Raw genomic sequence first — 12,918 nt, forward strand, 5'->3', positions numbered from 1 at the left:
AAAATAATATAAGGGGGCATTACCCCCTTATATTAAAAGGCCTTGTGAAGTGCATTTAATTCCATAATTTTTTCTTGCGTGTTTAACCTGTCCCATTCAGCAGCACTATAAGTCATTGCTTTATTATTTTTTATAATACGAGCTTTATTTTCTTTTCGAATAATTTTAAAACCATTTCCCTCTAATTCCTCTAACATTTTTTCGAATGTCATTTTTCCAACCCCTTTTAGGTTTCAATTAAATGCGATAAAACTTCAACACGGAAAGCCATATCTACAAAATCGTTTAAATCGTAACCATGCTCTAAAAGCATTTGGTCTAGCTCTTTTTCGGTCTTTTTATTTAAGTGCGTAACATCATATAAATAGTTATCTGTCATACTTTTCACTCTCCATTTAAGTATATAATTTATAGTTGATAAAGTCTACATTTTGTAGACTTTATCAACGGATTTTATTTTTTATATTATAGATAGCCTTTTTCTTTTAATGAAATATATTTGCTATCAGAAACGATTAAACTGTCGATTAATTCAATCGCCATTATCTCTCCAACTTTAGCCATTCTTTCTGTAATAGCTAAATCTTCGGGTGACGGAACTAGTACAAAACTAGGATGATTATGGAAAATAAAGTAAGATGTACAATTGTGCATTATTAAAGGTTTCATTATTTCACGGGGGCTAACCAGTGAGGCATTAACCGTACCAACATGGCATTTATTAATGACGGAAATTTGATTTTTAGTCGAAACACCGATTACTAAAAATACTTCTCGGTCATAATCTCCAATTAGTTCAATAGCCAATTTCCCGACTGCTGCAACATCATCTGGACTTTTAATAGTTGTTTGAAAAGCTTGTAGCTTTTTAGGTAACTTTTTCACCTTTTGATGTAGTGAAACTACTTCTAAAATTGTTTCTGTCTCTGTTTGGTTTGCTGTTTGTAATGTGTTCATGTTTTAAAACTCCCTTGTGTTTTAAGATTTTTTTGTTCGCCTTTTTGGATAGCGAGCAATTGCAAGTCGAAAGGCTGAATTTTTTCCTTTCGGTAAGCAACGCCTATCACGAACTTAGAGCTTTTTTGTCAAAAGTGAGCTTGCTCATGCGTAGCACGAATAAAATTTTTTACAACGTTCCACCGTAAAAAAATTTATTTGCTTTTGATAAAAAACTCCGACTTTGAGGGAGATAACTTCTTGAAAAGGAGTTAGATACCCAAAGGCGTAAGAGTGATAAAGTTCGCTAGACGAAAAGGAAAATCCGAACATAAAAAAGGACGTGAAACTTGTTCACGTCCTTTCCTCTTTTAATCTTTTCTATTCTTTTCAATTCTTTTGTATTTTGGTTTTGATCTTCCATTGTCGTTCACTCGTAAAAAAAGAACAGGAACTTATAAGCTGTTGAGTTTGGCTGCTTGCTGCCATGCTCTACAGCTTATTGTTATCGGGCTTTTTAGAGGGAAGCGAGATGCAATAAAAGCCCCTTGCTTTAGCATGGCTGGCGTTATTAGCAGACCTTTAGGCAATCCCTAATAGCATTGATTTTAACTACTCAATTTATCTTCCAGCATCAAGCTAGTCCCTGTTGCTTCAACTATTGCTTTTACTACTGTAGATAAATCATTCTTTTCTAACTGATTCGGGGAAATATAGGCTAGGACGTGAAAATCATCTTTAAAAAATACACAAACGTTGCCTTTCTTTTCTGTTGCAAGCGATTTACTAACCCATACTTTGCCTTTAAAATGTTCTAACGTTTCATAATTGTTCCATTTATTCATGTTTTGAACTCCTTCATTCTTATTATTTAATAATATCGACTTCTACGACTTCGTTCATCCGTATAACTATGCTCTGCCTTATCAAGTAAAATTCCGAATAAAATTAAACCACCTATTAATAAAAATGAACACATAATTAATTCTATTGGAAATGCAGAATCATTAAAATGGTAAATCAAAGCTCCCACAATGAGCAAAATTACAGCTATCGGGAACGAAAACATCTTGAATTTCTTACTCAAAAAAAATCCTCCTATCCAAAACTTACATCTTATTTTTGGTAATCAAATAAGTACGGAACACCATTCCATTCAGCTAATAGCAGCTCGTCACCCGGAACAGTAAAGGTTGTTGATTGTTCATTAGCTGCATACTTATTTTGTAATACTTCGTATCGGCTATATTTTAGATACTTCGGGGAAATACATTTTAAAGTAACTTTATAGCTTTTTAAATCAGCTATTTCTGAAATACTCTCTATTGTATTAGTTTCATTACTAGCAAAATTTTCTTTGTACCAATGAACAGCATCCTCTAAGCTTTTTGCTGCGATTAAGTCCCTTTTATTTATTCGAAATACCTTTACATCCCCTACTATTACATCATGCATAGCATTAAATAGAATTGAGGTTTTTTCGTCTAGCTCTTTTTGATATTTCTTTACAAACTTTTCTTTTTCTAAAGTATTATCTTCATTTTGATACGGTACACCTACGATTGTATGGATCAAGTTAATTTCAAAGTTTAAGCAATGATCCCTTGTATTAACTTCACTCATAATAATCTCCTTTTCTACTAATTAAAGAACGGCAAATAATTCAGTCCGATAAATAGTGCATCTTTTATCAACATAAAAAGAACGATATAAACAACCGCTTTCAACGCAAACCGTATTAATTTTCGAATAAGTACAATAGCGATAAATAGAGTGACGATTGGTAATATGATTGTCATAATAAAATCCACCTCTTTATATCAAATTGTTTTTACTAAAACACACCTTGCAGCTTCCATTACGGATGAACAAAGTGTTTCCATCTTATATAAAAAACTTTCAAGTATCTTAATTCGGAAAAAAAAAGTGTGCGGATTTTATCTCCGCACTATACACAAGGGGTTTTGAGAAGAACACTTTTTAAAAGTATTCTTGAATACATTATACCATGAAAATTGTCATTAGTCTACAAAATAAGGACAATAAATGGTTTTAAGCTCATATTATGGATAAAATATTTTATTAAATGACAAAGGATTTAAACCTGTTTTTGTAGTGGGTTTCAATACCCGATGCTATAATTCCAATGCATCAAATAATTGAAAGAGGGTTATCAGATTGAAATACGGTACATGTTATTACTTTGTTCATACCAAAGAACATGATTATTTTAATGAAAAGAATAAACAGATAAATTCAGTCATTGATTCTATGATTGAAAAATTAGATGAAATAGGGGTAAACGAAAAATATGACCATAAATTTTATGCAGAAGAATTAAGGAATTTTGCTCTTTTAAATTATTCCGTTGAAACATTTTGCATACTTGAAGAAAACTATAAGCCATATTACTTTTCACAATTCCCTTTTGATTGTTCATCATTAGATGAATTAGAACAATGGTTCCAAAACAATAACTCTGATTGGGCTATAGTGGAAGATGATATTGAAAGCACTATATATTTAACGTGGCATGATTTAATGGAAAAAATAAATTACAATGAAAAATTTGAGTTAGAAAGTCCGTATTATTCCATCTAAATACAAACATGGCTGCTAAAAAACATGCTATGTGTTTATAAAAAAGTTTGATAATTTATAAGCTACAAACCTTGTTATATCAATGCCACAAAAAAATCTTTTTATAAAAAAGTTTGAGCAAAACTGGCTAATTTAAAATAAAGATTGATTAAAAATCATTTAAAATCCTTGTTATATCTAGGTTTTAATAAATCGATATTCATTTTAATCAATCTTTTTTACAAACGGTACGACTTTATTTCAAATAAACTCATAAAAGAAACTATCCAGCTTTTGAGCCGGATAGTTTTCTTTTAATAGGCTGTATGTTGTGTCCAATAATTTTCATCACGGATCTTAATTTTTACTGTGTCGGTAGCTTTCCATCCGTTTTCGAATGTGGCCTCAAATAAGAATGACAATTCTTCTTTGTCTTTGAATTTGAAGTACATTTCTTCGGCCCATAAATTACCGTTCCATATGTCACCATGATTTAACGTAAGGTTCGTATTATAAGTTGGATATTCAACAATTGTCACCTTAATATTAGCTGCTCGTCTTGTCGGTTCAGTTTCTAATAAGAAGCGCTCACCTTTGAAAAATTCCACCAACCCATTTGAAGGGTCTAAATTAAATGCTTTAGAAGGATATTGAAGATTATATTTTTGAATGTTTTTTAACCACTGTTCTGTATGAAGAACTTTACCTTTTACAGTCTGATTTAATACGTCAAGGTTTCCTGTTGAACTAGCATCGTTAAAACCGTCTGTAACAAATTGAGTGATTATCCATTTCCCTAAATCTTCTGGGTGAGAATTGAAAGTTAAAGTTAAGTCACCGTTATTCAATACGTTAGAATCACCTTGAGCATATACAAGTAGTGCTCCATTTGGTTTTTCGACTAAATAACTAATTCCTAATGGCTGCCCTTCTGGATCACTCGCACAATTTTTAATCGTAATAGTATCTCCGATGTAATTAGGTGTTGGTATTTTCATACATGAAATAGGTTCTAAATTCATCATAACAACTTCAATATTTCGAGTAGTTTCGCTTTTTGCTCCATGTGGGTCTGTAACAACTAATTTAATGGTGTAGAAACATGAAAAAGCACCTGTATATTGTTCACACGAAATATTATTTATTTTCGGATGCCATCCAGTATTGCCTACCCCATTAGTAAGTGCTCCTGTAGCAAATTGTTTGTAAGTAGAATCGCTGGCATCTTTCTTCTTCATGTACCAAACGGCATTTAAGTTATCATTATTTGAATCATAAGATTGGTTTGTAATGACAACCGTATTTCCATCTTCATAAATATTTTTATCTGTTATGAATTGTGCAACCGGTGGTAAATTGTTTCTTGAAATTTTCTTAATCATGCTGGCCGTTTTACCTTGTAAATCGGTTACGGTATTACGAACCTCATATGTTAATGATAAATTAATCGGGCTAGGTGGTGTACCATCAATCCAATCTCCTGTACCTGTACGGTAACTGAAGGATTGAGCTTGTAAACCCGGGCCGAACCCTACATTTATACTCGCTTTGTCTGTATCTTTACCTAAAGAAGTAACAGTTAAATTACCATTTGTATTAAGGTTAAATGAGAAGTCTGCCGATGGCATTTTATGCACATACACACGTAGGTTATTGGCCTCACTTGACCATTTACGGTAGTCCGTAAAGCGACTAATTAAATCCTGTGACATAACATTCGTCAACGGATCATCTTGTGCTGCATGGGCTACTTGGTAACGTCCTGTGTAATCAAGATTTCGATAAGGACTTTTTAATTTGATATTTCGGTTTGGCATCAAGCCTGTTTCACTTTCAAAGAAATTTAATTCATGTTGATATTTCCAATAACTATCAAACTGTTTATCTTTTTCATAGTCTGAATACTGTGAGAGATACCCGATTTCTTCATCTGTTGTAATGAACAGCTCCGTGATCCCTCTATTTTGGTCTAAATGATTTAAAATTTGTTGTGAAACTGTATTTAATGCTGCATCAATGCCTGTATTGTTGATATAAGCACCTTTTTTCATTGATTTCGACACGATACGGTCTATTATGGCCTTATTGGTACTTGACCCTACACCGAAGAAATAAGCGTTATTTACAAGGTTTGTTGCTGTAATATGTTTCTCTAAATCTGCTGAATAGGCCGAATTTTTAACAGCTACTACATACTTATGTTTTTCATCTAATTTTGTATTGCTAAATTGATAATCGTTTGTAATTTCTCTTACTTTTGTAACGACTGAATAAGATGAATTTCCAGTGATATAAGTTTTTAAAATCGAATTAATTTTACTTTCTAAAGTAGCTTTATTAACGCCTGTTGCTGTGTCTAATAAAAATTCAATTTCAATTGTATTACTGCTTTGTGTCTCAATAATATGATTAGCAAGACTTGTTAAAGCAGTTCTTAAAGCTGTGTCATTATGTGTTGTACCTATATTAATAAACGTGCCTTTGTTCTTGTTTTCACTAATTACTGTTTGAACTGCTGCTCGGCTTCCTTCCGGGGCAATCCCGATATAATAGCCATTGGCTTTTTTCATTTTATTACGAATGGTATCTGCATTCATTTGATCCCTCGTAAAAGTGGCCATATACATTGAGCCAACTTGTTGTGAAAATTGTGTATTAGCTTTTGGCTGTTGGATTGTAAGAGTTGGTGGCAAATTATATTTTTTTAAACCATTGTTCGGACCACCTGTATTATATAATTCTCCATTGGCTAGTAAAATGAGATTTCCTATATCCGTTTGAGCAATTGATGTATGGTAATGTGAACTGGAATTAACACTTACTATTTGTACGGCTTTTGAAGGTAATGCTAAGAGTGCCATATCTTTAACTTGTGTTCTACCAATTCCCCCTCCTTGCGTATCAGAGGAACGATAATACCCTCCCGATACATATACAGTTCCATCTTCCATTAAAAAATGTGTCCAGTTTTCAGCAGCAGCAACTTCTTTCACATTTTTTGGTGTATTAATTTTGACAATACCTGTTGGTGAGTATGGAATGACGTAACCATTTTTATCATTTGTTGTACCAAAATCTTGACCTAATTGGAAAAATTCGTTATTCCCTTTCGCATATAGCGAACCACTTTCAGAAATAAAATGTGTTACACGATTCCCTAATGAAACATCTTTTATTTTTTCAGGTATATTTAATTTGTTTGGTGTACTTCCAGCGTACATATCAGTTTCGTATACTGTACCATCTTCCATTAGGTAAATTGTTGTATCATTGTTATATGCTCTATGTTTGTATATTTTTTGTATCATTCCTGTTGGAACATTTGTAACTCTCCTAATAGCAGTGCTGCTTTCACCGAATGTTTTCCCCGTTACATAGACTGTATTATCTTCTAATAGGAAAATACCATTATCTCCAGCTACCGCCATTTCTTTTACTTTTTTAGGAAGATTGATTTTTACAGGGTTTTGAATATAAGGACTTGTGGAATAGCCATCAACATACGTGAATCCTAATTGACCTAGCTGCGTTTTCCCTAAACCATAAACTTCTCCATTTTCTAATAGAATGTAATTGAATATCCCACCATTTGATATGTCACTTTTAAAAGTAAGTACCTCTTTTGCTTTTGCTGGTAAATTTAATTTAGTAGCAATCATATCTTGAGACGTTACATTAATGGGGGAATTTGACTTCATAGTATATACATCCCCATAAATATCAATAACAAACGCCCTATTCTCAACAGGAGTTCCATATTCACGTCCAGATGTACTCATTACTTTATGGCTGATAAATGAATCCGAAAAGCTAATATCCGCTTCAAGGTTATGGCCTTTTAATAAATTGTTTAAAAATGGTGTCAATGCTTTTAATTGAGCTTCACTGTATGGTGAATTAACTAAATCATATTGGACTGATACGTTTTTTATAGGTTCTTTTGCTCCTATAGTAACTACTGGTTCTAGGTTATCTACTTCAACAATTTTTGTACTTACTGTTTTTGAATCCGTATTAGCAAACCTTAGATCGGTTGTTGCTTTATTGAATGTAAGGTCTACGAATTGAGGAATTGTTTCATGGATGTATTTTTCAAAGACTTCTAATTCAATTAAATATTTACCTACTTTATTAGTGACATATTTAGTTGTCTCTAAATTACCATCATTTATAACAGTAAATTGTTCATCATCAAATTTTCCATCATTATTAGAATCATAAGCAATACGCCAAACTCGCTTTTGAATTTCATCATCTAATGAGTAGGAATTGTCTTTCATTTCAATTGTTGCTGTAGCAACATTGTTTTCCATTTCCCTGTAGATCGTTTGTGCTGTTTCAAAATCTGCAACCGGCTTTTTATCCTCAATAACATTTATAGTGGTTGTATATGTTGCACTATCCCCTATGCTATTTTCTATGTAGCGTGTCACTTTAATTTCGCCTACTGTTTTAAGCAGCATATCAATTACTTGGGTATGAGGTACGTTACCGGAAATATTTTGTACAATTTTCAATAAGTTTTGTTTTGAAGGGTCTACCGTTTCTATTTTCCATGTTTGTTTCGTAATTGGGTACATCTGCATTGCTCGTTCATTATTGTTATATGGGTGAGCTGCTTTTAAACTCATTTTACGATTTTCTTTAAAAGTACCTTCGGCCTTAAAGTAAGCTGTTGGTTTCGGCTTTACAACCCTAATTATTTTTTCGTCTGTTGCTGTTTCTCCATCATCATCAGTAACAGTTACTAAAATCGTTTCTTCCCCTTCTTCTTCATAATATAAATCACATGGACGTTTGCCTGTAGGGAATCCAACACCTCCATAGCCCCATGCGTAATCTTCAATCGTTCCGTCTATATCAAATGCATTAGCAACGGCACAAAAATTTTCTCCGACACTAACTTCTTCCGGTACGATTAGTTCTACCGTAGGTGGTTCATTTGGATTTTCCGGTGGTGGGGGTGGTGGGGGTGTCGTTGTACCAACAATTAAATTTGCTTTCCCTTTTAACCCTTCATAAACTGCCTCAACTTCTGTTGTACCCTCGGCTAGACCTGTGAACTCACCTTTTGCCCCTACTGCTGCAATATTCGTTTTAACAGCTTTCCATGAGGCTAAATTTGTTACTTCTGTTTGTTTACCTGTTTTATCTGTATAAAAAGCTTGGTAGGTTGTTTTATCCCCTACTTTAATTGATCTTGTATCGGGTGTAACTTCTAAAAATGGTTCTCCTGTTTGTCTTGCAATAAATGTTTTTGTAATCGTATTGGAAGTACGTAATACTTCATCAGTTACTTGGACTTTTGCTGTATATGTCCCGGGTTGAACAGGCGTATAAGAGAAAACATTTTTTCCATCAAATTTTCCTGTGTGTCCACGATCTTGTGTTGCAAGTCCACCTGTTGCATTTTTAGTTGAATTGACGGATTTATTAATACCTCCAACTTTTTTTCCAGTTTCATCTGTAACTGTGATATTGTAATCAAGTTTACTTCCGTTATAATTATACTCATAGGCCGTTAAATCGAACGTAACAGCTTTTCCAACGTCTATAAAATTGGCACTTGAAATGAAACTTGTAATTTGAGGGTAGACTGTTTTTAAAATACGTAAGCGTGTTGGGTTGGTACTATCAAAACTAGGGCCTGTATTTTCTGCATAACCTCCGGCCATTTTCACCACATTACCTATATAGTAAAAATCCCCATAACGATTTAACTTTGCGTCCCTAACACTATAAGTACGTAGTTGTTCATAATTTTCAAGACTTCCCCCATAACGTTGAACAAACTCTGTACTTGTCAAATCCTCTATACGAATTATATTTCGGGCTGTTCCTCCCCCTTTAGGGACAACATGATACCATTTATCTCCAGCATATGCCCTTGTTGATTTTCCATTTGCATTAAATACCGTATTATCAGAGGACGGACTTCCAGATAATTTACCTTCATATATTGTGGCATAACGGAAATCTCCTAAATATTGCACACCCGATAAACCTTTTTTATCTACTCGGACGTATTCATTGCCTTCTCCTGGTATCAATTGTGGGATTTCTAAATAATTAACCCCATCAAAAAAGGGAACTTCACTGTTTGCTTTTGCATTTTGGCTAGAAAAAATTCCTCCAAATAATTGAGATGGAAAACTACTGAATACAAGTACAAAGATTAGGAGAAACGAAAATATTCTTTTCATTTTTTTCACCTTTCTTTAAATGGATTTGTACTATTGTTTTCTAATATCTATCCAAAAATGATTTGCTTCTCCGTCTTTATCTACACCTAAACGAATTTTAAATCCGTTCATTTCTAAAATTTCTATATTTCGGAATACTTTGTTTGTATCTTTTAAACCTTCTTCAATTTTCTTATCAATCATCGCCCCAATTTCTTTTGTATCAAAATCAGAACCATATACTATGTTTAAAATACGTTTCGCAACTTCTTGTGAGTGAGGTAACGTATAATCAAAAGAAATTTTTTGAAATCCTTTTGCTCGGTCAGTTTCAAAACCAACTTGTGACGTTAATAATCGGTCAACAAATTTCCAATTATCCTGTCTTAGATAAATTGTACTTCCCGATAAATAAGTTACTTTTAAATTTGTTCCTTCTAAAATATTTTCTGTATTTACAAGAACCTTCTTAAAACTTTCAAATTCTTTTAATGCAATAGGGTTTGGCATTTCAATTCCTTTTTCAAATAAGTTGCTTGATTTGATATAATCATGAATTTCTTTATCCGTACTATTCATTGTGATAGTTTTTGGTGGTGTCGGTGTCGGTGCTGGATTTGGCACATTTGTATTTCCACCGTTTTTTACTTCCATAGCACGATACATGAATACGGCATAATGTGATCTTGTTAATGACTGCTGCTCTTTGAACGTACCATCTTCAAAACCTGTTGTAACGTTATTTTCATAGAGTGCTGCTACATAAGGTTCGTTTGCCTTTGAAACGTCCTTTAAAGGGTGTTTTGAGCCTTTTAAGCCATATGCTACAGTTAAGATTTTTGCCATTTCCCCACGATTAAGCGCTTTATTCGGGTTCACATTCCCTTTCCCATCTACTTGAATTAAACCAGCGTTTAAAAGAGCCATAATATCATTGTAATAAGGGTTAGCTTTCGTTAAGTCTTTTGGTACGGCAACATTACGAATTGGTTTAATGGCTACTGCTCGGTTAATAAGTGCTGCTGCATGTTTACGGCTTAATGTTTCGTTTGGTTTAAACATACCGTTTTCATAACCACTAATGATGCCTTTGTCTGCCATTGTGTTGATAATGTTGTAGTAAGGATTTTTTGGTGATACGTCTGAAAATGTTTTTCCCGATGCTAACGTGTCTACTGGGGCAACCATAACCGGTACTGTGATACTTGCAGCTAATGCAGCGATAAATAATTTGTTTTTCATATAAATTCCTCCTAATGTTTTAATCTTCGAATGTGTGTATAGCTGTTACATAGTTTGTTGAATCATCTTTGAATAACCTACTAATTCTTAATGGTGCTCTGCCAACATCTAGTGTGACTATTACGCTTGGCCCATTTAACGTTATCTCATGTAATTTTCCAAAATGAGTGTAAGAATACGTTCCGGGAAATGCTGTGTATTGTGGTGACTGATAATCAATAAAAGTAGCTTCATACTTCATCTGTTCATGCCAATAACCTTTTCCAGCTTCCAACGGCATTAAATCGTTATCTAAATTGAAGTTTGAACGTATAAAATGATGAATCGCTTTTTCTCCTTCATCTTGATAGAAATTGTAGTACCCGTCTGCATAATCAGATAAATAGTTATACTGTGCTCCGGCTGTAGCAACTTCTTCTACAACATATTTCGCCTTTAAATAATGTTCTTGATAGAGCTGTGTTTCGTGAAATACAACGTAGCAAACTAGTAAGAAGAAAATTAATGCTACCCCATATAAATATTGCCCCATTTAAATCTCACCGCATTTCATTTCCGATGTGACACTACCTCTTTGAGGGTACAGTAAATCTTTATCTGCCCCATTAAATAGTTTGCTGTTTACATTCTTAATGGGAATAATGATTTCATAAGTTATCTCTTGCTCGGGTGTAAATTGATTTCGTGTACATACTAATGTTTCAGTAAGTTTATACTCAACATTATCAATATCCACTTTCTTTAGTTTTTTTAAATTATCTTCTAAGGATTGTTTGATTTCCGGTGTGAATTGCCCTTTAAATCTTGCTATTTGAGCATGTGATTCCACAATGGTATTAATGGATTGTTTTGTATAGTTCGTACTCATTTGCAAATACCCTTGATAAAAAATTAAGGTTTGAAAGAGCAGTAAGACCATACCTACTAAGTATTTTCCCACGAATTTTTACCTCCTTTTATATCCCTTTTCGTATAGCGAGCAATTGCAAGTCGAAAGGCTGAATTTTTTCCTTTCGGTAAGCAACGCCTATCATGTAGTAGAGCTTTTTTGTCAAAAGTGAGCTTGCTCATGCGTAGCACGAATAAAATTTTTTATAATGATCCAACGTAAAAAAATTTATTTGCTTTTGATAAAAAACTCCGACTTTGAGGAAGATAACTTCTTAAAAAGGAGTTATAAACCCAAAGGCGTACAAATGATAAAGTTCGCTAGACGAAAAGGAAAATAAAAAGGGGACTTTGCATTTTGCGAAGTCCCTTCCATTTTCGCTTTTATGCATTAATTACTAATTAAGAGTTTCCACCTGTAACTGCTGGAATTGAGTTAGAATTTGGATCTTTGTAAATTTCGCTAATGTCCTGTTTAACTTTGCCCTCAAAATCCTGTTCCTGTGCAACTGTACCGTTCCATAAAATAAATGCTAGTGCTATACATACGATAGCGAAGAATAACCCCATGAAAAATTTACCCATTTAAAAAACCTCACTTTTATTTTTTGTTTTTTTGTTATTCATTTGGACTTTCATAAATGTTTTTTATATCTTCATTTATTTGTGTTCCTACATTATCTACCTCGGGTGCAGTTTCATTTAATAAAGACATACACAACCTAACGGCTATCAACACAAAGCATTCGCTTTTATGCATTAATTACTAATTAAGAGTTTCCACCTGTAACTGCTGGAATTGAGTTAGAATTTGGATCTTTGTAAATTTCGCTAATGTCCTGTTTAACTTTGCCCTCAAAATCCTTTTCCTGTGCAACTGTACCGTTCCATAAAATAAATGCTAGTGCTATACATACGATAGCGAAGAATAACCCCATGAAAAATTTACCCATTTAAAAAACCTCACTTTTATTTTTTGTTTTTTTGTTATTCATTTGGACTTTCATAAATGTTTTTTATATCTTCATTTATTTGTGTTCCTACATTATCTACCTCGGGTGCAGTTTCATTTAATAAAGACATACACAAC

The 12,918-nt window shown here is 33.3% G+C and carries 14 protein-coding genes; 1 reads left to right on the forward strand and 13 read right to left on the reverse strand.

What is annotated here, in order from left to right:
* Nucleotides 1-32: 32 nt before the first annotated feature.
* The 7 genes from MKX73_RS19300 to MKX73_RS19330 form a co-directional block, all read right to left on the reverse strand.
* Nucleotides 33-212, reverse strand: coding sequence for a hypothetical protein (locus tag MKX73_RS19300; protein WP_340718994.1), 180 nt, complete (start codon nt 210-212; stop codon nt 33-35).
* A 14-nt stretch (nt 213-226) separates the two neighbouring features.
* A complete protein-coding gene (locus tag MKX73_RS19305; protein WP_340718995.1) occupies nt 227-379 on the reverse strand; it encodes a hypothetical protein in 153 nt (50 codons plus the stop codon).
* Between the two features lie 86 nt (nt 380-465).
* Nucleotides 466-957 (reverse strand): JAB domain-containing protein, encoded by a 492-nt coding sequence (locus MKX73_RS19310; protein WP_340718996.1) that lies wholly within the window; start codon nt 955-957, stop codon nt 466-468.
* Between the two features lie 587 nt (nt 958-1,544).
* Nucleotides 1,545-1,781 carry a hypothetical protein gene (locus MKX73_RS19315; protein ID WP_340718997.1) on the reverse strand — a complete coding sequence of 79 codons (237 nt, stop codon included), beginning with the start codon at nt 1,779-1,781 and terminating at the stop codon, nt 1,545-1,547.
* A gap of 26 nt (nt 1,782-1,807) precedes the next feature.
* Nucleotides 1,808-2,023, reverse strand: a complete 216-nt coding sequence (locus MKX73_RS19320) for a hypothetical protein (RefSeq protein ID WP_340718998.1) — start codon at nt 2,021-2,023, stop codon at nt 1,808-1,810.
* Nucleotides 2,024-2,052: 29 nt separating this feature from the next.
* Nucleotides 2,053-2,559 (reverse strand): hypothetical protein, encoded by a 507-nt coding sequence (locus tag MKX73_RS19325; RefSeq protein WP_340718999.1) that lies wholly within the window; start codon nt 2,557-2,559, stop codon nt 2,053-2,055.
* 17 nt (nt 2,560-2,576) lie between these two features.
* A complete protein-coding gene (locus tag MKX73_RS19330) occupies nt 2,577-2,735 on the reverse strand; it encodes a hypothetical protein (protein ID WP_340719000.1) in 159 nt (52 codons plus the stop codon).
* A 379-nt stretch (nt 2,736-3,114) separates the two neighbouring features.
* On the opposite strand from MKX73_RS19330, the gene MKX73_RS19335 reads away from it, so the two are divergent.
* Nucleotides 3,115-3,537, forward strand: coding sequence for a hypothetical protein (locus tag MKX73_RS19335; RefSeq protein WP_340719001.1), 423 nt, complete (start codon nt 3,115-3,117; stop codon nt 3,535-3,537).
* Between the two features lie 293 nt (nt 3,538-3,830).
* Here the strand turns inward: MKX73_RS19335 and MKX73_RS19340 are convergent, their stop codons facing one another.
* From MKX73_RS19340 to MKX73_RS19365, 6 genes are all read right to left on the reverse strand, one after another.
* On the reverse strand, nt 3,831-9,719 hold the full coding sequence (locus tag MKX73_RS19340) for a hypothetical protein (RefSeq protein ID WP_340719002.1): 5,889 nt from the start codon (nt 9,717-9,719) through the stop codon (nt 3,831-3,833).
* Nucleotides 9,720-9,749: 30 nt separating this feature from the next.
* Nucleotides 9,750-10,940 carry an S-layer homology domain-containing protein gene (locus tag MKX73_RS19345; RefSeq protein WP_340719003.1) on the reverse strand — a complete coding sequence of 397 codons (1,191 nt, stop codon included), beginning with the start codon at nt 10,938-10,940 and terminating at the stop codon, nt 9,750-9,752.
* 19 nt (nt 10,941-10,959) lie between these two features.
* Entirely contained in the window at nt 10,960-11,472 is a 513-nt protein-coding gene (locus MKX73_RS19350; protein WP_340719004.1) for a hypothetical protein, read from the reverse strand.
* Nucleotides 11,473-11,880 carry a hypothetical protein gene (locus MKX73_RS19355; RefSeq protein WP_340719005.1) on the reverse strand — a complete coding sequence of 136 codons (408 nt, stop codon included), beginning with the start codon at nt 11,878-11,880 and terminating at the stop codon, nt 11,473-11,475.
* Between the two features lie 350 nt (nt 11,881-12,230).
* Nucleotides 12,231-12,413: a hypothetical protein gene (locus MKX73_RS19360; protein WP_340719006.1), complete on the reverse strand. Its 183-nt coding sequence runs from the start codon at nt 12,411-12,413 to the stop codon at nt 12,231-12,233.
* A gap of 185 nt (nt 12,414-12,598) precedes the next feature.
* On the reverse strand, nt 12,599-12,781 hold the full coding sequence (locus MKX73_RS19365; RefSeq protein ID WP_340719007.1) for a hypothetical protein: 183 nt from the start codon (nt 12,779-12,781) through the stop codon (nt 12,599-12,601).
* Nucleotides 12,782-12,918: the final 137 nt, after the last annotated feature.

Source organism: Solibacillus sp. FSL W7-1436 (genome assembly GCF_038007305.1).
In the GTDB taxonomy this organism is placed as follows: Bacteria; Bacillota; Bacilli; order Bacillales_A; family Planococcaceae; genus Solibacillus.